Source organism: Rhodococcus sp. MEB041, assembly GCF_030208955.1.
Lineage (GTDB): Bacteria > Actinomycetota > Actinomycetes > Mycobacteriales > Mycobacteriaceae > Rhodococcoides.
In genome coordinates, this window is the sequence record NZ_JARVSZ010000003.1 from 97235 (window position 1) to 117822 (window position 20588).

Here is a 20588-nt window from a genome sequence, read left to right on the forward strand (position 1 = left end):
CGGGTGTTACCTGAGCAGCATCGGCTGCACCAGTCGTCGGATTTCCAGGCGACGGTGCGCCGCGGCCGCCGTACAGGACGCCACGACATCGTCGTGCACCTGAGGTTCCGGGGGGACGAGAACGCTCTCGTCTCTTCCGGACACCCGCGTTTCGGGCTCGTGGTCAGTAAAGCAGTGGGGCCGGCGGTGACTCGACACAGAGTCGCACGCCGGCTTCGTCATATCTGCAGCTCGATGCTTCCTCTCGTCGAGTCGGATGTCGACGTGGTCGTGCGGGCACTGCCCGGAGCAGCGACCGCGGCGTCCTCCGAACTCGAACGCCAGCTGGCGTCGGGTCTGCGACGACTCGGAGCGATGCGCGCGATGAACTCCTCTCACCCGGTTCCCGCCGAGCGCCCCCGCGCCCTCGGCCGGTCCGAGACGTGATGACGGAGTCCGCGAATCCGGTCCCGGTCGAGCCTGCGTCCGACCGGAGCCTCCTGCGTCGGCTGATGTCTCTCCCGGCCCGATCGGTCATCCTCATCATCGAGGGGTACCGGTCCTACATCTCCCCTCTTCGCCTTCCGACGTGTCGATTCACGCCGACGTGCAGTGAGTACGCCGTGGAGGCGCTCCGCACCCGTGGGTTCGTCGTCGGTGCCGTTCTGGCGGTCGTCCGCCTCCTGAAGTGCGCGCCCTGGCACCCTGGTGGGTGGGATCCCGTTCCACCCCCGCGTCGTCTCCGGGGTGGTGCCGACGCGGTGCCCACCGACACCGACCACGCTTGCCCGCAGTCTCGTGACCCCGTGAGGGTGAATCAACAGAGGAGTACATAGAGCCGTGCTCGACTTCATCTACTACCCGGTATCCGGAATTCTCTGGGTCTGGCACAAAGTGTTCGGCGCCGTGCTCGGCGCGGACAGCGGTTTCGCCTGGGCGCTGTCCGTGGTGTTCCTCGTCTTCACACTGCGTCTGATCCTCTACAAGCCCTTCGTCAAGCAGGTGCGGACGACGCGCCAGATGCAGGAACTTCAGCCGCAGATCAAGGCTCTGCAGAAGAAGTACGGCAAGGACCGTCAAAAGCTGGCCGTGGAGATGCAGAAGCTCCAGAAGGAGCACGGCTTCAACCCGATCATGGGTTGCCTCCCCGTGCTCGCACAGGCGCCGGTGTTCATCGGCCTGTTCCACGTGCTCCGGTCGTTCAACCGCACCGGCACCGGAATCGGGCAGCTGGGTCTGAGCCCGGAGGTCAACGCCGAGACTCCGAACTACTTCTTCAGCGTCGAGGACGTCCAGTCCTTCCTGTCGGCACGTCTGTTCGGTGCGCCCATCTCGGCGGCCATCACGTCACCCGAGTCGCAGCTGCGCGCGTTCGAGCCGTTCGGCGGCATCCCGTCGATCGGTCCGATCCTCGCCGTCTCGATCCCGCTGATGATCATCGCCAGCATCGCGACCCACCTGAACTCGCGCGCGTCGGTGGCGCGTCAGAGCGAGGCAGCTGCGGCCAACCCGCAGTCCGCGATCATGAACAAGCTCGCCCTGTACGTGTTCCCGCTCGGCGTGCTCGTCGGTGGCCCGTTCCTCCCCGTGGCCATCCTCCTGTACTGGGTGAGCAACAACGTGTGGACCTACGCGCAGCAGCACCTCGTCTTCGGTCGCATCGACAAGGAAGAGGCGGCGAAGAAGGAAGCCGCTCTGGAGCGCCGGAACGAGAACGCTCCGAAGCCCGGTGCGCGCCCTGACGCTCTGAAGAAGAAGCCGGCACCGGGAGCCAAGCCCACCCGCGCCGTCGCGGCAGAATCGACCACGGACACCGGCAGTGACACGGCATCATCGGAGTCGAACCCGACACCGGGCACCGCGGCCACCAACGGCGCCACCACTCCTCGGAAGAAGAAGACTCCTCCCGGCAAGGTGCGACCCAAGCAGCAGAAGCGCCGCTGATCCGGCCGTCGTGACCCTGCCGGTCCGCCCGCGGACCAGAACCACGTGAAGTGATACGAGTGCGAACGGAAATGGACGACAACGTGACCATCGATTCGAAGACGGACGAGCAGAGCACACCCGAGGTCGAGGCCTCGGCAGACGACACCGTGGTGGCCGCTGCTCCCGTGACCCCGGAATCAGACACAGAGGCGGACGAGCCCGAGGGTGACGCCGAGGACTACCTCGTCGAAGAGGGCGAGATCGCGGGCGACTACCTGGAGCAGTTGCTCGACGTCCTCGACTTCGACGGCGACATCGACCTCGACGTGGAGGGTGACCGTGCGGTCGTCAGCATCGACGGCGGCAAGGATCTCAACAAGCTGGTCGGTCGCAAGGGTGAGGTACTCGACGCACTGCAGGAACTGACGCGTCTCGCTGTGCAGCAGTCGACGGGCGACCGCAGCAAGCTGATGCTCGATGTGGCCGGATGGCGTGCGGGCCGCCGCGAGGAGTTGACGCGACTGGGAACCGAGGCCGCTGAGCGCGTCGCGGCGTCCGGTGACAGCGAACCTCTGGAGCCGATGACCCCGTTCGAGCGCAAGATTGTGCACGACGCTGTGGCGACGATCGCCGGTGTGACGAGTGAGAGTGACGGCGTCGAGCCGAATCGACACGTGGTCGTCGTCAAGGAGTGATCTGACGACGGAGTCGACAAGGGGCGCGGTCCACGGACCGCGCCCCTTTCTCGTGCCCGGGGTCGGACGACGTCTCGGCGGGTGAGGAATGTCTGCGGTCGTCACTAGACTGCCTCCAGCGCGTGGCGCCCGGCGTCAGCAGAATTACACGAGTGTGGTTCACGACCACTCAGGACGACGCGAGAGGATGTTTCACGTGGAACATGAGGAAGAGTCCGCGACTCCAGCGTGGGTCGACGATGCCATCGTTCGAGTGTTCGGTGACCGTGCCGACACGGCTCGGGCGTACTACGACTCCCTGAAGGGTGACGGTGTCGTCAGAGGATTGATCGGTCCGCGCGAGGTCCCTCGGCTGTGGGAGCGTCATCTCCTGAATTGCGCCGTGATCGGAGAGCTCATCCCCGAGGGCGCCAGCGTGGTCGACGTCGGCAGTGGTGCCGGGCTGCCAGGGATCCCGCTCGCGATCGCTCGACCGGATCTGTCCGTGTTCCTCGTCGAGCCGCTCCTACGGCGCACGGTGTATCTCGCAGAGATCGTGGAGCAACTCGGTCTCGACGTGACGGTGGTGCGCGGACGAGCCGAGCAGCCGGGCGTCATCAAAGAAGCCGGCGGTTGTGACATCGTCACGTCGCGTGCGGTTGCCCCGTTGGAGAAGTTGGCGCGCTGGTCCCTGCCCCTCGTGCACGAGGGCGGCGTGATGCTCGCCTTGAAGGGCAGCACGGCGCAGGAGGAGATCGATCGCGACTCCGGGACGCTCACACGGATAGGCGCGAAGAACTTCCAGGTGTTGCAGTGTGGTGAGGGCGTCGTTCCCACACCGACTATCGTTGTACGCGCGGAGCGCGCTGTGCGTGGTAACCGCGTCCCCAAGTTCTCCGCCGGCTCACGCTGACGTTTGCGTGGATCGATCGTTGTCGAAGGAGCAAGTCATGTCGGGTGAATCCGAAGCCGCTGTTTCACGTGAAACACCCGCCGTCGACGTTTCACGTGAAACACGATCGGCATCGGAGTCCTACGGCTACTCCCCCATCACGTCGGACGACACCCCCATCGGTGCGGCGGCGCAGCGCGCGAGCCAGGTTCTGCACAAGAGCGGCGTCGCTCTGCCGCGACCCCCGGTTCGGAGAGTGCTGACGATCGCCAACCAGAAGGGCGGCGTCGGCAAGACGACGACGGCGGTGAACATCGCCGCGGCACTCGCTGTGCAAGGACTGTCTGTTCTGGTCGTCGATCTGGATCCCCAGGGCAATGCGTCCACGGCTCTCGGCGCCGTCCACACGTCGGGCACCCCGTCCAGCTACGAGCTGCTCCTCGGTGAGATCACCGCCGTGGAGGCCATTCAACGCAGCCCGAAGAACGATCGCCTGATGTGCATCCCGGCGACGATCGATCTGGCAGGCGCCGAGATCGAGCTGGTCTCCATGGTGGCTCGCGAAGGTCGACTCAAGACCGCGTTGTCCAGCGCGGCGCTCGACGATCTGCAGATCGACTTCGTCCTCATCGACTGCCCGCCGTCGCTCGGACTCCTGACCGTCAACGCGATGGTCGCGGCAACGGAGGTGCTCATCCCCATCCAGTGCGAGTACTACGCACTGGAAGGCGTCGGTCAGCTGCTGCGCAACATCGAGTTGGTCCAGGCGCACCTCAATCCGCGTCTGCACGTGTCCACCGTGATCCTCACGATGTACGACGGCCGAACCAAGCTCGCCGACCAGGTGGCCGACGAGGTGCGCAAGCACTTCGGTGATGCCGTACTCAAGTCGGTGATTCCTCGCAGCGTGAAGGTCTCCGAAGCTCCCGGATACGGAATGACCGTCTTGGACTACGACCCGGGTTCACGTGGCGCCATGTCCTATCTCGACGCGGGGCGTGAGATGGCAGCGCGGAGCGCGAGCATGAACGCAGCAACGGAGGGAACGGCATGAGTTCGACCAAGAAGGGCGGTCTCGGCCGCGGTCTGGCGGCTCTCATTCCGACATCCCCCGGTCAGAGTTCCGGCCTGGGATCGGCGGCCGCGGACGTCGTCATCGGTGGCGAGTCCCGCACGGCGACGGCTCCGTCCCCCACCCCACCGTCCATCGTGGAGGACGACCTCTCGCCCGCCGGCGCGGTCTATCGGGAGATCGCACCCAGCAAGATCGAACCGAATCCGAAGCAGCCGCGCTCGGTGTTCGAGCAGGAAGCGCTCGACGAACTGGTGCACTCGATCCGCGAGTTCGGCCTCATGCAGCCGATCGTGGTCCGCCAGATCGGCGAAGATCGCTACCAGTTGGTCATGGGTGAGCGGCGATGGCGGGCGAGCCAGGAAGCCGGACTCGATGCGATTCCGGCGATCGTGCGCGAGACAGCCGACGACACACTCCTCCGCGACGCGCTCCTCGAGAACATTCATCGGGTCCAGCTGAACCCCCTCGAAGAGGCGGCTGCGTACCAGCAGCTCCTCGAGGAGTTCGACGTGACGCACGATCAGCTCGCTGCGCGGCTGGGTCGATCACGCCCCGTCATCACGAACATGATCAGGCTTCTACGGCTCCCCATTCCCGTACAGAGGCGCGTGGCGGCGGGCGTTCTGTCCGCCGGTCACGCTCGAGCACTGTTGTCGCTCGAGGCGGGCGCCGCGGCACAGGAGGAGTTGGCGGCACGCATCGTGGCCGAGGGCATGTCGGTGCGAGCCACCGAAGAGGCGGTGACTCTCGCGAATCGGGAGGACCCGGCTGCGCCGGCGCCGGCTCCGAAACGCAAGCCGATCCAGATGCCGGGTCTGCAGGACGTCGCGGAGCGGCTCTCCGAATCGTTCGACACCCGTGTCACCGTGAGCCTCGGCAAGCGTAAAGGCAAGATCGTGGTCGAGTTCGGCTCCGTGGACGACCTTCAGCGCATCGTGGAGATGATGGAACGCCAGAAGTCGTCGTGACCGCGTCGATCGCGCATACGGCCACCCACGCTCTTTTCGTCACTGTGACGTAAGTTCGCCATCGAAACCGAAAGTCAGTGCACTGCTTCGACTTTCGTCTGGCAGGCGACGCGGTGTCCTCGGGAGAGGCCTATCGCTTATCCTGAAGGGGCACACACAGTCGCGGAGGCTCGTCGCCGCCGCGAGTCGGGGTACGGAGGCTGAGTCAACGCGTGTCGATCGTCGTCTCCACACTCACCCTCGGCGGATTCGATGCGCTGCCGGCACACGACCGCCAGTGCGTCTTCTGGACCATGGATCCCGCGGCCCCCTCCACGGCAACTCTCGTCGACACCGAATTCGAGAAGGAAGCGTGGCTGTCGATGGTCATGCTCGAGTGGGGTCCGTGCGGACAGGTCGCCACCGATGTCGCGGGCGCCGATGTACCGGCGTCCTCCGACTCGGTGGGGTGCGCTCTGTACGCACCTCCCGGCGCCGTGCCCCGAGTCGCGCACTTCCCCACCGCACCGGTCAGTCCGGATGCAGTCCTGTTGACGTCGCTCTACTCACCGCTGTCCGCGGAGGACGGTGACGGAATTCGGGACACGCTCCTGCACGCAGTGGTGCGCGATCTCGTCAACCGTGGTGTGCGAGCTCTCGAGGCGTTCGGAGTCCGGCTCGAGGATAACGAGGTCGACGAACGCCGGTCCCTCATCGACACCCCACCGTGCGGGGAGGCGACCTGCATGATCGACGCCGACTTCCTCGAGAAGTACGGCTTCGAGGTCGTGGCTCCGCATCACCGGTTCCCGCGGCTCCGGTTGGAGCTCGATCGGGACCACGGGTGGAAGGAAGACGTGGAGGCTGCGCTCGAGCGGTTGCTGGAGGCTGCAGCACTCACCGTGGTGGAAGCCGATGCTCGCGTGCCCGTCGGGGCTCGCTGAGCGACGTCCGGCCGGCCGGACGGAGGAGTGTCAGGCGCCCTCGGCGACAGACAGCTCGTAGGCGAGCAGCTCGGCGAAGGTGAACGTTCCCGTCGGCTGATCGTCCTGGCCGAGGAGATACAGGCGCTTCACCGCGACGAGGACGGCCTCCGCGATGATGTCGCGCATCCGCGGATCGGCGAGCACCTCGACGTCCTCGTGGCTGGTGAGGTAACCCAGCTCGAGCTGCACGGTCGGCATGTTGGTCAGACGCAGCAGGTCCCACGTGCGACCGTGACTCCGGCAGTCCTGCAACGAGGTCCGTGCCACGATCTCACGCTGGATGTAGCTGGTGAGCACCTGACCGATGAGCGACGCGGAGCCGTGTGAATTGCCGAAGTGGAAGCTGGCCACACCGTGCGCCACCGGCGACGGGTAGCTGCTGCAGCGCAGCGAGATCATGAGGTCGGCGCCGATACCGTTGGCGGTCTCGGCACGCTCAGCCGTGCTGGGATCCGCGGACCGGGCACGCGACAGGTACGTCTCCATACCGGTCGCCGCCATGCGCCCCTCGAGCCGTCCGGCGAGATCCCACAGGATCGCCTCCTCGGTCAGCGGACCGTCGGGGGTCTGGACGACCATGCCGGAGTTCACGCCACCCAGTCCCGGGTCGATCACGATGCGCTTGCCCGTCAGCTGCGGTCCCGACCGACGGACGAGCTCCTCCTCGGAGATCGCGTGCGGCGATCCGCCGGTGACCCTGGTGCCGAGCAGGTCGAGGGCACGCAGGGTGGCGGGTCCACAGATGCCGTCGGGCGACAGTCCGATCTCGCTCTGGAAGGACGACAGACCCTCGTGCGTCTCGCCACCGAAGTAGCCGTCGACCCGTCCGTTGTAGAACCCCAGGTCCTGCAGGCGACGCTGCAGGGTGGCGACGTCGTCGCCGTACAGCGGAGCGGAGAGCTGGTAGATCAGGGTGCGAGCGCCGAGTCGGAAGGATGCCTCCTTCACCGAGCGGTACGTGGCGGTGTCGACCTCGCCGGTGACCAGGAGACCGCGCTGCTGTTGGAACGCGCGGACGGCCTCGTCGAGAGCGGCGTCGAACAGGACGTCCGGCTCCGCCCAGGCACAGTCGCCGTCCACCGCGGCCGAGGGAGGCAGGAAGCCGAGACCCGAGAGGATGTCCCGGACCTCCGCGACGGCTGGACCTCGATCGCCGTGGCGGAGTGGCTTCATACTGTCGTCGACCCTTCTTCGTGACCGGTCGCAACGGCGACCGGCGGTACACGTCCCCGGTGGGTGTTCCTGATGGACGATTGTCTCAGAAGATCATGCTCCTCCCACAATCGTCCCGGCCGCAGAACGCACACACGCCCGGCGTGTCATGGACAGGCCGGGCGTGTGGTGGTGCGGGAATGTCAGGTCAGGCGAGGACGCCGTCCAGGTCGCGCAGCAGCGCGGCCTTACCCTTGGCTCCGACGATGGTCTTCACGGGCTCACCGTTCTGGAACAGGATCATGGTGGGGATGGACATCACCTTGAAGTCACGCGCTGCCTGCGGATTCGCGTCGATGTCGAGCTTGGCGACGGTGATCTTGTCTGCGTGCTCTCCGGCGATCTCCTCGAGCACCGGTGCGACCATCTTGCACGGTCCGCACCACGTCGCCCAGAAGTCGACCAGGACGGGCTTCTCGCTCTGCAGGACCTCGGTGGCGAAGGTGTCGTCACTGATCGTGACGGTGTTCTTGTCGGTCATGTTCTCGTGCCTCTCGTGTGCCGGACGTAGCGGGATGGACGGTGCTCAGACACTCACGACGTCGACGTCGCGGTCGGCGTTCTCGAGCGTGTTCTCGGTGATGTCGCCCTGGTCGGCGAGCCAGCGCTCGGCGTCGATGGACGCGGCGCAGCCGGTACCGGCCGCGGTGATGGCCTGCTGGTAGACGTGATCCACCAGGTCGCCGGCCGCGAAGACACCGTCGATGGAGGTGGACGTGGTAGGCGCCTGAACCACCACGTAGCCCGCGTCGTCGAGCTCGACCTGTCCGCGGACGAGCTCGGAGCGGGGGTCGTGGCCGATGGCGACGAACACGCCGGTGACATCGAGGACGCGCTCCTCACCGGATCCCGTGTCACGGATCTTCAGGCCGGTGACTCCCGATTCGCCCTGCACCTCGACGACGTCGGCGTTGGTGACGAACGTGATCTTCTCGTTCTCCTTGGCGCGCTCGAGCATGATGCGCGACGCACGGAACTCCTCGCGGCGGTGCACGATGGTGACCGAGCGCGCGAAACGGGTGAGGAAGGTGGCCTCCTCCATGGCGGAGTCGCCACCACCGATGACGGCGATGTCCTGGTCGCGGAAGAAGAAGCCGTCGCATGTCGCACACGCGGAGACGCCGCGGCCGAGCAGCGTCTGCTCTCCGGGAACACCGAGGTAGCGTGCGGCGGCACCCATGGCCAGGATGATCGCGCGGGCACGGTACTCGGTGCCGTCGACGGTCACGGTCTTGACGTCACCGGTCAGTGACAGCTCCTCGACGTCCTCGGTGCGGATGTCGGCGCCGAATCGCATGGCCTGCTCGCGCATCTGCTCCATGAGGTCGGGGCCCATGATGCCGTCACGGAAGCCGGGGAAGTTCTCCACCTCGGTCGTGGTCATCAGCGCGCCGCCGAACTGGGTGCCCTCGAACACCAGGGGCTTCAGCTCCGCGCGAGCGGCGTACACCGCAGCGGTGTAGCCGGCGGGACCGGACCCGACGATGATCAGGTCGTGGATGTCCGAAGTAGTCATCTTCGCCTTCCGAGATCGTGTGTGGAACCAGGGTCGGCGCTCCAGCGCTCGCCCTCTGATGCCCTCAACACTAGGTCAGGAGACGTTGTTCCCTCACTCGAGGCAGGCGGCCCGAGGCGACGGCACCGGGCGTGTCAGCCGATCTCCGCGCGCGAGACCGTGTCCGGATCGTCCGGACCGCAGGAGTCGCCCACAGCGACCGCGACGAGCGAACCGGGCGTGGTCCCGGCCGTGACGAGAAGGGTCGCCTCGATGCCGTCCAGGGTGACCGGGCCGGATCCGACCACCGTGGCCGACGCCGGGATGCCGTTGGCCTCGAGGCAACCGGCCAGCACGGCGGCATCGACGAAGCGGCCTCGATCGACCGACCCGACGACGGACAACACCGTGCGGTCGTCGAGTGGCCGGGCCGAGGCGATCACCTGATCACCGCCCCCGACCGTCTCGATGGACGCGAGTGCCAGGCCGGCACCGGCCCCCACCAGCGCGACGATCGCCGCGGCCGCCGCGATGATCGGGATCCGGGTGCGTCGGCCCGAGCGTCGTGCCGCCAACTCGTCCCGCGGTACTCCGGTGAGTGCGCCGTGCAGTCGCGCGGCGACGTCGGGCGGCATCGTGACACCGGCGGTGAGATCGGCGCCCCGTGCGCGCACCATGTCGACGACGGCGTCCAGGTCGGCCAGACGGGCCGCTGCCTCGGGATCGGTCTCGACGCGCTCGCGGATGCGGGCGGCCTCGTCCTCCGGGAGCAGGCCCGCGTGCAGGTCGGCGAGGAGGTCGGGAGTGAGGGGAGCGCGGTCGGTCACGGACACGTCACCGCCTCGTCTGTCGCCATGACAGATTGGACGCCCGCGGCGGGTCCCCGGTTCCCCTCACTCGTCCGAGTTCTGCACACGGACGGAGGCGAGGACGACGGCGAGCTTCTGACGGCCCCGGGCGCAACGGCTCTTGATCGTGCCGACGGGAACCCCGAGCGCCGCGGCGGCATCGGCGACGGAGTACCCCTCCATGTCGACGGCGACGATCGCGGCGCGCTGGTCGGGAGGGAGTGAGAACAGTGCCTTCTCGACGACGAGGGAGAGATCGACGTCGGCGTAGCGGTCGAAGGGATCACGTGGCTCGCGGGTCTCCTCCCCGAGCGGCACGGTGGGTCGGACGCGATTGCGGCGGATGCGGTCGAGGCACGCGTTGACGACGATCCGGTGCAGCCAACTGCGGACGGCGGCGTCCGCACGGAACGAGGCGGCGGTGCGGTGCGCGGACAGCAGCGCCTCCTGGAGGGAGTCCGCCGCGTCCTCCGCGGAGTAGCTGGCCCTCCGTGCCGTGAGCCAGAGATGGTCCTGGTGGCGCCGTACGAGCACGGCGAAAGCCGTCGCGTCCCCCGCGATGTGCGCCGCGAGCAGCTCGCCGTCCGTGGCCTCACCACCCGCGACTCCCCCGATTTGTCGCACCCGCGGAGGCTAGCCCAGAAACGAACCGTCCGAGCTGGTCACGAAATCTGTTGTGACAGCGCACGACACGCGGCGATCAGGATGCTGCGGAGACCCCGATGTCCGCGATGGTGCTCTGGTTGCCGCCACCGGCTGTGCTGAGATCCGTGATCCAGAACAGCACGTACCGGACGGGTCCGTCGGGTGTGACGGCGATGTCGGTGAGGCCGTTGCCGAGCGTCGCGGACCCGATCACCTGGGTCTCGTCCAGGCTGGGTGTCGCGCTGGTGGCCGACCGGATCTCGACGACCGTGCCGGGCGACGGCGAGTTCACGTAGACGCTGGCGGGAGTGGTCTCCTGGTCCAGCGTCGCCATGATGCCGACGCCGGACTTGAGGGACGGGAACGGGTTGAAGTACGAGTCCGTCTCCCACACCGTCCCCGCGTCGTTGTCGGCCACGTTGTCGACGGTGCCCGGGTTGTCCGGGGTGCCCTGCGGCGAGAAGACGTCGACGGACGACAGAGCGACGGGCACGGTGGTCGGCGCGGGTGCCGCCTCTCCGGGCGCGGCCGGAGCCGACGCGGACGTCGTGAGCCCGAAGTTCTGCTCGGTGAGAGGTTCGTCGGAACCGCCGCCGGCGAACAGGTTGGCGAGCCACCAGCCGACGAGGCCGAGCACCACGACAGTGAGGACTCCGAGGCCCACCAACGCGGCGACCATGACGTTGGAGCGGTCCGCGGGCGGCTCGTCTTCGGGGTCGGCGAGTGCGTGACCGGTCGATCCGGGCGGCCGTTGACCCAGCCGCAGTGCGGGGATCATCTCGGTCTTCTCGTTGACCACCGCGGCCTGGCCGAGGATGTGCTGCACGGTGGCGGCGGTCCGGATGCCGCTGTTCTGCTCGAGGGCACGCACGGCGACGGCGGAGATCTCGAACGGTACGTCGGGGCGGATCTCGCGGGGCTCGACGGCCGCACCGGACGCCGTGCGATCGGCGATGCGCATCCCGCCGACGGTCGCGGGGCCCGACGGGTCGCCCAGGGGCCACCGCGCGGTGATCAGGGCGTAGAGCATCGCGCCCAGTCCGCGTACGTCGGAGCCGGGATCGGTATCACCGAAGGTGGCCGGGAACGCGAGAACGGCGTCACCCTTGATGCTGATGCGCACACGGTCCGGGTGGTCGATGGACAGTGCGCCGCCGCCGCGATGGGCGGCCTCGGCCGCAGCGGCCAGCGACTTGATGGCGTTGGCGGCGCCCAGGGGCGACGGTTCCGTGTCGGCCATCTCGCGCAGGGATCGTCCGCGAGTCCACTCCGCGACGACGATGCCGCCCGAGCTGCCGCGGACGACGTCGAGGACGCGGGCGAGGCCGGGCGAGTTGATCCGGCCCAGGCGCAGAGTCCGGGACAGCACGGCCTGCGGGCCGTCGGCGCGCTCCGGGGCGTCGCCGGTCGATCGCTGGTCGGCGTCGACGAACGTCAGGGCCACCTCGCGGTCGAGCTTGACGTCGTGGGCCTGCCAGAACTTGAGGCCGCGTGCGCCGCCGTGCGGTGCGAGAAGGCGGTAGCGCCCGCCGGCGACCGACGCGCCGGGGATGAGCTTCGGTCCGCGCAACGGTGTGCGGGGCGACTCGGCGACGGGGACGGCCGGGGGCAGCGTGGGCGATCCGACCGGCATGACGCCGGTGTCGACGAGTCCGGACTCGGTCTCGTCGGCCGTGCGCTCGGTCTCGGTGACGTCGGCCTGGCCGGACACGTCGGGGCTCGACTCGATCGGATCCGTGGTGGACGCGTCGTGCTGCCGGTCGGTGTCCTCGGACGACCCGGTGGCGGCATCGGAGTCGGCGACGCGACGGTCGTCGGTGGACACGCCACCGGGCTGAGCGGCGTCCTCGGCCTCGGACGGCGTACGCCCCCGTGCACCCTCGTCGTCGGTCACTGACACTCCTTCGTCACTACTGGTCGTGAACGCGCCGGTGTACGCGGGGATGATCGTCGTCTCCGACTCGTCTCCGGTGTACATCGGCGCGCGGGAACCGCCGTGTGCTCGCGGGTCCACTCGCCTGTCAGGGTACGGGAGCCGACCCGCGCCGGTGGCCCGACCGAACCCCTCGGTCGGCCGACCCAGCGGGGGCATGTCGGGGCCGCCGATCGCAGGGATCAACTCGGTCTCCGCGTACATCGGATCGGTCCCGACATGCGCTGTCGTCACAGGTCCGGACGTCACGGCCGGGGCGCGGCCGAGGCGACGCGCCACCGCGACGGTGATGGATTCGATTTCCGGGATCCGTGCCCGGTACAGGCACAGACCGGTGATCAGCAGCATGACTGCGCCGTCGAAAGCGACGCGGAGCAGCGCGCCCGGTCCGGTCAGACGGTCGAGCCCGAGGGCCGTGTCGGCCGCGAACACCGCGAGCATGCCGATCGCGGTGGAGATCAGCGTCGCCGCGACCGTCCGCCGCACTCCCGCGAGTCGTAGTTCGCCGAGGCTGCGACGCAGCAGCATCCATCCGATGATCGCCCCGGTGATGTAGCCGAGACCGTTGGCCGCGCCGAGCAACAGGACCACGGATCGATCCGACGTCGCCAGGAACGGCGTCAGGGCGGACAGCGCGATCTTGACGCCGGTGATGCCGAGAACGATCCACGTGGGCGTCCACGCCTGCTCGCGGGCGTAGAAGACCCGCAGGTGGATCAGGACGAGCGAGTAGGGAACGAGGGTGAAGGCCGACCAGCTGACGGCTTCGCCGAGTCGCTCGGCGTCGGCTGCGCCGAAGTTGCCGTAGCCGTACAGAGCCTCGCCGACCTGCGGGCCGGCCACGGTGAGGAAGCCGATGACCGGGATGAGCGCGAGCATGGTCATCCGGGTGGCCACCGACAGGTCGTCGACGACGGCCGGGGTGTCCTTGGCGGCGGCGTTGCGGCTCAGCCGGGGCATGATCGCCGTCAGCACCGTCACGCCGAGCACGCCGTACGGCAGCTGCAGCAGGATCCAGGCCTGGTTGTAGATGAGCGGGCCGGCGGGGTCGACGTGCGAGGAGATGCGCGTCGCGAACACCATGCCGGCCTGACTGATGACGACGTAGAGCACGATCGCGACGGCCATGCCGCCGAACTGACGCAGCCTGTCGTCGAGCCCCCACAGCGGGCGCAGATCGATCTTGTTGCGCCGCAGCGCGGGCACCAGACTCAGGGCCTGGACCACGACGCCGAGCGTGATGCCGACGCCCAGCACCAGCAGCTTCGGGTCGCTGATGCGCACCGGATCGAGGGAGATCTCGCCCGGTACGACGAGGTAGATCACCAGGACGGCGAGCACCACCAGGTTGTTGAGCACGGGTGCCCAGGCACCGGGCTTGAAGTTCTGCCGAGTGTTCAGGATCGCCGTGAACAGTGCGGAGAGGCCGTAGAACAGGATCGCGGGCAACAGCAGGAGAAGGAGTGCGGTGGTGAGGCCCGTGTTCACCTGGCCGTCCTCCGACAGGAAGACGTAGCGCGTGAGCAGTGGCGCCGCGGCCGTCGCCAGCACCGCCGCGAGGATCAGCATGGTCAGCGCAGCCGTGAAGAGCCTGCGCACGAAAGCACGGCCGTTGTCGGCGTCCTCGCTCTCCGCCCGCACCAGCACCGGCACGACGATGGCCGTCAGCACGGCACCGAGGACGAGCTCGGCGATCATGTTGGGGATGACACTCGCGACGGTGTACGACGTGGCGACGGTGGTGCCCAGCACCGTCACCAGCAGCAGTTGCTTGGCGAATCCGGTGATGCGGCTGATCAACGTCGCGAACGCGATCGCACCCGTCGCGGAGAGCAGGCGGGAGGAGCTGGAGCCGGACGCCGGCTGCGGTGACGCCGCGGCCGGGGGGATGCGGGTCGGGGCGGCAGGACGGACCGGGGGCGCGACGCTCGTGGGCACCATCATCGGATCCTGAGCCGCGTCGGAGCTGCGCTGCTGCGCCCCATCGGAGCTGCGCTCCCAGGGCGCGCGAGGCGCCCGCGGTACGGCGTCCCGTCGCCCGTGAGGAATGCTCCCCGTCATCGAGAATCCTTACTGTTCGTCGGCGGGATCCGGTTGGCCCCGGAACCGGTGCCACAACCGTCGGCCCGCGAGCAGCAGCAGGAGCGCACCGGCGCCTGCTGTGATGATCGCCAAAGCACGACCGTACGCATTGGACCGCACATTGACGGTCGCAGCCTGCCCGAGTCGCGTCCCGTCGGTGGTGCTCAGGGAGAACTCCACCACCATCTTGCGCGAATCGCTCACTCGAGCGGGGATCTGCAGAGAACGACTTCCCCGTGGGGGCAGCTGCTGCGGGCCGATGTTCTCGATCTGCATCGCGTCGGGCGCGTCGACCGCCAGGTCGACGGTGATGCCGATGGGCAGATCGTTCCGCGCGACCAACAGCAGCGGGCTGGCCTCCGAGGCGAGGGTGAAGACACCGCCGGGCGCGAGGATCGTCACGGATCCGTACAGCCGGTCCAGGCCGGCGGCAACGTCGGCGGCACGGCGGCGCGCGGCCTGTTCCGACTCCCCGCGCTGCCCGCCCCGACGATCCGACGTGGTCATCGCCCGCAGGAGATCCTCCCGCAGCGGAGCGACGTACAGCGCGGGCGAGATCGCGGCACGCGAATCGTCGATCAGCGCGGCCGCCAGCGCACCGATGCGGGCGTTCTGGGCAGCCAGGACATCGCGGACATCGGCCGGTGCGCCGTCCTCCACGGCCGCGTCCGGGTAGTCCGACTCGGCCGCCTCCAGCGGAGGCGGGACCGCCAGCAGGTCGGACAGGGAGCGAGGCGTCGCGAGTCCGCTACGGAACAGGCCCGCGATGGTGCCGAGCACCGCGGAGGCCTCGTCGCGGTCGGGAGTCCAGGTCTGTGGCGGCGCGACGGTGAGTGATCGTGGGCCGTCCGTGGCAGCGACCGTGTCCGGGGCTCCGGCGTTCAGCGCGTCGAAGTGCAACGCGCCGAGCGCGTCCTGCAATCGGGCCGTGCGCGAGTCCTCGGCGACGTCGTACACCTGCTCACGCGGTGTCACGGACGGGGTCGTCGGGTGCTCGCCCACCGCGGACAGCGCGGTGGAGACCTCGGTGTCGTAGAGCGCGGCACGCAGCGGAGGGGTGCCTGCATCGGTCGCGAGGGTCACCGTGTCGGGCGTACTGACGGTCTGCACGGCGTCCTGTGCGAGCAGTGCGACCGTCCGGCCCGACGCCGCGACCATGGCCGCCCCCCCATCGTCGAGAGCACCCGCGTCCGGCCACAGGACGTCGCGGCGGGACGTGACTCCGAGGATCGAGTCGGCGACGTCCGCCGGGGTCGTGATCGCGGCAGAGGTCAGAACCGGCTCGGCCACGGCGGCGACGGCCGCGAGATCGGTCTGGGCGAACGGCACCGCGGTGACACACATCGAGGACGCGAGGGTGCGGACGCGATCGAGCCACGACGCGGCGGCGACGGCGCCGCTGCCCTCGGAGGCAGGGCCGGTGGGATCGGCCGGGTCGTCGACCACGAGGTAACCCCGCGTCATGCTCGAGACGGTGACCAGCAGGTCGGGATCGACGGCGATACACGTCGAGGAGGCGAGTGCGCCCTCGGTGTCGACGGTCGGTCCGGTCGCGAACTCCAGTGCCGACACCAGTCCTTCGAGTCGACCGCCGGCGGAGAGCGAGGCGGCGAGGTCGTCGTCGTTCAGTCGCACCTCCTCGTCGACGGTGCCGGGCAGGCCCGCCGCCAGGTGTGGGCGGTCGGCCAGCGGCCAGAGCAGCGTCGTGGCGACGGGGCGTCCCGTGTCCGGTGGAAGCGGAACGGCATCGGGAGCGGCCGGATCGAGCACCGTGGTGTCCCGCGGCAGACCCGCGACGGGAAGTAGGAACGCGGCGTCGTCCAGCCGTGCCTCCTGCCCGTACTCGGGGTTGCCGTTGACGTTCACCATCATCGGATAGACACCCGGCCGATCCAGACCAAGTGACGGTCCGGTGGTCGAGCGCAGCGGCAGGGTCAGCTCGAACGGCAGCGTGTCGCCGCGTTGCAGCGCGGTGTCCGATCCGTCGCCGGTGAGCGACTCGAAGGGCCCGACCGTGTCGAAGCGGTCCTGATCCTCGGTGAGCGAGGTCCGGAGTTCGTCGGCCGTGCGTACCGCGGGTGCTCGCTGCAGCCGGACCGAGATGTCGCTGACCGCGCGGTCCCCGACGTTGGTCACCGTTCCCGTGACGGTGACGACCGGCGCACTGCTGGTGGAGACGGTGGTCGGCGTGACCTCGTCGACGGAGATCGACAGGAACGTGCCGTCGATCGAGGTGTCCGGTGGCGCCAGCGTGGCCGAGGGCGACGGTGTGCTCCGCGTCGTGGTGGGGTCGCTGGGCGGGGTGGAGGGTTGCGCTCCCGCGGGGACGGTCAGCCAGGCGAGCACGGCGAGGATCGCCATGACCACGGCGAGGCGCCGGGCCGTCGGTGCGGACCGGGTCATTCGGCGGCGGGAAGGTCGGAGACCGGTCGGGATGGTGCGGGAAGGTCGGAGACCGGTCGGGGGTTCTGCGTGTCGGCGGACTTCTCGCGCGCCATCGAGTCGATCATCTCGCCGGCTCGCTCGGCGAGTTTGCGCTCGTCGGCGTACGCGAGCCGGGAGTGCAGCTCGCTGAGCGGCACCCAGGCCACCTCGGTGACCTCGACGTCCTCGTCCGACAGTTCGCCGCCGAGGGATCGCAGCAGGTAGTGGTGGACGGTCTTGTGGACGCGTCGTCCCTCGGTCACGAACCAGTAGTCGATGCTTCCCAGGGGCGCGAGGACGGACCCGGTGATGCCGGTCTCCTCCTCCACTTCCCGCTCGGCGGTCTGCTCGGGCGTCTCGCCCTGCTCGATGTGACCCTTGGGCAGCGACCACAGCAGGCGGCCGCGTCGGTCGGTGCGACCGATGAGGGCGGCGCACAGTCCGTCGCGGGGTCCGTCGAGTCCGTCGACGACCAGGCCGCCGGCCGAGGTCTCCCGAACGGTGCGCAGTGTGGGTTTGTCGGCCCCTCGTGTTCCGGGGTCGGCGGCGGCACGAGGACGCCGTCGCACACCGCGACGTGTTCTCTTGGCTCGCTCGGCACCGGACACCCGATCGATACTAGTTCCGTCCGCCCTGCTCCCGGTGGGACGCACCGCGAAGTGCGCGCCTCGGTAGGGTGTGACGTCGTGCCTCCCCCGCCTGCCACCGATCCGGACCGCCGCGCACGGCTCCTCGCGTCGGGTGCCGTGGCCCTGCGCGCGCACGACGACATCCTCGGTCCACTGGGGTCGCTGTTCGCTGCGGCGGGCCACGAGTTGTACCTCGTCGGCGGGAGCGTCCGGGACGCTCTCCTGGGCCGCTTGAGCAGTGACCTCGACTTCACGACGAACGCTCTGCCCGAGCACGTGCAGGCGCTGCTGGCGGGCTGGGCCGACCATCAGTGGGACACCGGCATCGACTTCGGCACCGTCAGTGCGGTCAAGCACGGTCGGCAGATCGAGATCACGACGTTCCGGAGCGACAAGTACGACCGGGTGTCCCGGAATCCGATCGTGCAGTACGGCTCGACGCTCGAGGACGACCTGGTCCGGCGCGATTTCACGCTCAACGCCATGGCGGTGCGGATCGGGCCGGACGGGGCCGGCGAGTTCGTCGATCCCCTGGGTGGCCTGGACGCGCTGCTCGAGGGAGTCCTGGACACGCCGACCACCCCGGAGGCGTCCTTCGACGACGATCCGCTCCGGATGTTGCGCGCTGCGCGGTTCGTCGCCCAGCTCGGCTTCACGATGCTGCCGCGGGTCCGCGCGGCGATCGAGAACATGGCGGAGCAGATCGACCGGATCACGGTCGAGCGCGTCACCGCCGAGCTGGACAAGCTGATTCTCGGCGAGTTCGCCGTCGACGGCATCGACGCCCTGTGCGAGACGGGGATCGCGGCACGCATCCTCCCGGAGGTGCCGGCGATGACGCTCGAGATCGACGAGCATCACCAGCACAAGGACGTCTATCAGCACTCCCTCACGGTTCTGCAGCAGGCGATCGACCTCGAGGACGGCGATCCGGACCTGGTGCTCCGATGGGCGGCGCTGCTCCACGACATCGGCAAGCCCGACACCAAACGCAACGAGCCCGGCGGCGGGGTGAGCTTCCACCACCACGAGGTGGTGGGCGCCAAGATGGTGCGTCGCCGCCTGCGCGCACTGAAGTTCCCGAAGAAACTGACCGACGACATCGCGCAGCTCGTCTTTCTGCATCTGCGCTTCCACGGCTACGGCAAAGGTCAGTGGACCGACTCGGCCGTGCGTCGTTACGTCACCGACGCCGGCGATCTGCTGCCCCGGCTGCACAAGCTGGTCCGCGCCGACTGCACCACCCGTAACAAGCGCCGTGCAGCGTCCCTGCAGGCGACGTACGACGATCTCGAGCGGCGTATCGCGGCACTCGCCGAGCAGGAGGACCTGGCCAGGGTGCGTCCGGATCTGGACGGCAACGCCATCATGCAACTGCTCGGCATTCCGGCCGGCCCGCAGGTGGGAGAGGCGTGGAAGTTCCTGAAGGAGCTCCGCCTCGATCGCGGGCCGCTCAGTCGTGAGGATGCGGAGAAGGAGCTCCTGGCGTGGTGGGCCGCGAGGTCCTGACGCCGATCCGGAGCGCGATAGCCGCTGCCGCCGCGTAGGCGACGACGCCGGCGACCACGCAGACGATGGCTGCGGACGTGTCGACCGCGGTCGACCCCGGACCGATCACGAGGGCCGCGCCCGCCACGGCGCCGACGAACGCCACGTTGAACACGGTGTCCTGCACTCCGAAGACGCGTCCGCGAGTGTCGTCGTCGATGTCCGTCTGCATGGCCGCGTCGGCGGTCAGCTTGACCGTCTGACCTGCGAACCCCAGGAGGAAGGCCGCGAGGATCAGCAGGTCCGGCACCAGTGCGACGACGAGGGTGGCCTGGGTGAGCGTGGCCAGGACCAGCGCACCGACCACTGTGCGCGTGCGGCCGAGGCGCGGCAGGAGAACGGGCGTGCCGAGTGCGGCGAGGAACATGCCCGCCGCGGCGGCACCCACCGTCAACCCGAAGCCCGCCACACCGCCGGGCAGGACGGACGAGCGCGCGCCCTCGCGCAGCACCAGCACCATGACGAGGGTGTCGATGCCGAAGGCAACCCGGTGGGCACCCACTCCCACCAGCGCGGCGGCGACGGACGGGGTACAGCGCACCGCGACGAAGCCGGACACCCAGTCGGCGAGAACGCGGCGGGTCGGGGCGGACACCGAGGCGGCGCCGGGACCCAGTCGTCCGGAAGCGAAGCCGCGCGCCAGGAGAGTCGCCGCGACGGCACCCACGGCGGACACGGCCGTCGCGAAGGCCGTGGCCCGATCCGACGGCCCGACGAGTCCGAGCACCAGGACAGCCACCGACGCGCCGACGGCGGAGACGACTGCGCCGACGGTGACCAGGGCGGCGTTGGTCGCGACGAGCGATCGCACCGGAACGACGTGCGGTAGCGACGCGGACAGGCCTGCGAGGACGAACCGGCTCACTCCGACGACGGCGAGGGCCGTGATCAGGACGGCCGTCGTCGAGGCGCCCGCGACGAGTTGCCCGGTGGCGCAGAGGATGAGGAGCGACTTCACGATGCCTGCGCGGGCGAGCACGGTCGCTCGATCGACGCGGTCGAGGATCCGCGCGGCGAACGGGCCGATCAGCGAGTACGGCAACAAGAGCACCGCGAAGCCGGCGGCGATCGCAGCGGGATCACCACCGCGCTGTGGGTCGAAGAGAATCGCGCCTCCGAGGGCGGCCTGGAACATGCCGTCGCCGAACTGAGAGGCGACACGCAGCGCGACCAGACGAGGTGCTCCGGGCTCGTGTCGGACGGATCGCAGCGCGTCGACGGCGCCTGTCCGCTCCGTTCGGGTCACGCGGGTGACACTAACCGCCGCCTCGGCGCGTCATCTCTCGCACTGTC

The 20588-nt window shown here is 68.9% G+C and carries 18 protein-coding genes; 9 read left to right on the plus strand and 9 right to left on the minus strand.

The window, feature by feature from the left end; translation table 11 throughout:
* Positions 1-3 precede the first annotated feature (3 nt).
* From rnpA to QRN16_RS10330, 8 genes are all read left to right on the plus strand, one after another.
* The gene (rnpA, locus tag QRN16_RS10295) at positions 4-426 is read left to right on the plus strand and encodes a ribonuclease P protein component (RefSeq protein WP_051613399.1); all 423 of its coding nucleotides are present in this window, start codon (positions 4-6) and stop codon (positions 424-426) included.
* 65 nt (positions 427-491) lie between these two features.
* Positions 492-815 (plus strand): membrane protein insertion efficiency factor YidD, encoded by a 324-nt coding sequence (gene yidD, locus QRN16_RS10300; protein ID WP_037186004.1) that lies wholly within the window; start codon positions 492-494, stop codon positions 813-815.
* A gap of 4 nt (positions 816-819) precedes the next feature.
* Positions 820-1923, plus strand: a complete 1104-nt coding sequence (yidC, locus tag QRN16_RS10305; protein ID WP_027505946.1) for a membrane protein insertase YidC — start codon at positions 820-822, stop codon at positions 1921-1923.
* Positions 1924-1994: 71 nt separating this feature from the next.
* Positions 1995-2600 (plus strand): Jag family protein, encoded by a 606-nt coding sequence (locus QRN16_RS10310; protein WP_081821301.1) that lies wholly within the window; start codon positions 1995-1997, stop codon positions 2598-2600.
* A 187-nt stretch (positions 2601-2787) separates the two neighbouring features.
* Positions 2788-3492, plus strand: a complete 705-nt coding sequence (gene rsmG, locus QRN16_RS10315; RefSeq protein ID WP_027505948.1) for a 16S rRNA (guanine(527)-N(7))-methyltransferase RsmG — start codon at positions 2788-2790, stop codon at positions 3490-3492.
* A gap of 37 nt (positions 3493-3529) precedes the next feature.
* Positions 3530-4525, plus strand: coding sequence for a ParA family protein (locus QRN16_RS10320; protein ID WP_027505949.1), 996 nt, complete (start codon positions 3530-3532; stop codon positions 4523-4525).
* Entirely contained in the window at positions 4522-5514 is a 993-nt protein-coding gene (locus QRN16_RS10325; RefSeq protein ID WP_285186398.1) for a ParB/RepB/Spo0J family partition protein, read from the plus strand. The genes QRN16_RS10320 and QRN16_RS10325 overlap by 4 nt, the downstream gene beginning before the upstream one ends.
* A 212-nt stretch (positions 5515-5726) precedes the next feature.
* Positions 5727-6437 (plus strand): GNAT family N-acetyltransferase, encoded by a 711-nt coding sequence (locus tag QRN16_RS10330; protein ID WP_222646453.1) that lies wholly within the window; start codon positions 5727-5729, stop codon positions 6435-6437.
* Positions 6438-6467: 30 nt separating this feature from the next.
* Here the strand turns inward: QRN16_RS10330 and QRN16_RS10335 are convergent, their stop codons facing one another.
* The 8 genes from QRN16_RS10335 to QRN16_RS10370 form a co-directional block, all read right to left on the minus strand.
* Positions 6468-7652: an N-acetylmuramoyl-L-alanine amidase gene (locus QRN16_RS10335; RefSeq protein WP_285186404.1), complete on the minus strand. Its 1185-nt coding sequence runs from the start codon at positions 7650-7652 to the stop codon at positions 6468-6470.
* A 187-nt stretch (positions 7653-7839) separates the two neighbouring features.
* Positions 7840-8172, minus strand: a complete 333-nt coding sequence (gene trxA, locus QRN16_RS10340; protein WP_027505953.1) for a thioredoxin — start codon at positions 8170-8172, stop codon at positions 7840-7842.
* A 45-nt stretch (positions 8173-8217) separates the two neighbouring features.
* A complete protein-coding gene (gene trxB / locus QRN16_RS10345; protein WP_056440853.1) occupies positions 8218-9207 on the minus strand; it encodes a thioredoxin-disulfide reductase in 990 nt (329 codons plus the stop codon).
* Between the two features lie 134 nt (positions 9208-9341).
* Positions 9342-10019: an RsmA family anti-sigma factor gene (locus QRN16_RS10350; RefSeq protein WP_056440855.1), complete on the minus strand. Its 678-nt coding sequence runs from the start codon at positions 10017-10019 to the stop codon at positions 9342-9344.
* A 60-nt stretch (positions 10020-10079) separates the two neighbouring features.
* Complete coding sequence (gene sigM, locus QRN16_RS10355; RefSeq protein ID WP_056440861.1) at positions 10080-10658, minus strand: RNA polymerase sigma factor SigM; 579 nt, start codon at positions 10656-10658, stop codon at positions 10080-10082.
* Positions 10659-10734: 76 nt separating this feature from the next.
* Entirely contained in the window at positions 10735-14673 is a 3939-nt protein-coding gene (gene murJ / locus QRN16_RS10360; RefSeq protein ID WP_285186417.1) for a murein biosynthesis integral membrane protein MurJ, read from the minus strand.
* Positions 14674-14682: 9 nt separating this feature from the next.
* The gene (locus QRN16_RS10365) at positions 14683-17097 is read right to left on the minus strand and encodes a DUF6049 family protein (protein ID WP_285186419.1); all 2415 of its coding nucleotides are present in this window, start codon (positions 17095-17097) and stop codon (positions 14683-14685) included.
* Complete coding sequence (locus tag QRN16_RS10370; RefSeq protein WP_222649985.1) at positions 17094-17726, minus strand: NUDIX hydrolase; 633 nt, start codon at positions 17724-17726, stop codon at positions 17094-17096. The genes QRN16_RS10365 and QRN16_RS10370 overlap by 4 nt, the downstream gene beginning before the upstream one ends.
* Positions 17727-17804: 78 nt before the next feature.
* Between QRN16_RS10370 and QRN16_RS10375 the strand changes: the two genes are divergently transcribed.
* Positions 17805-19256, plus strand: coding sequence for a CCA tRNA nucleotidyltransferase (locus QRN16_RS10375; protein ID WP_027505972.1), 1452 nt, complete (start codon positions 17805-17807; stop codon positions 19254-19256).
* Here QRN16_RS10375 and QRN16_RS10380 read toward each other — a convergent pair.
* The gene (locus QRN16_RS10380; protein WP_285186421.1) at positions 19201-20541 is read right to left on the minus strand and encodes an MFS transporter; all 1341 of its coding nucleotides are present in this window, start codon (positions 20539-20541) and stop codon (positions 19201-19203) included. The genes QRN16_RS10375 and QRN16_RS10380 overlap by 56 nt on opposite strands.
* Between the last annotated feature and the right edge of the window lie 47 nt (positions 20542-20588).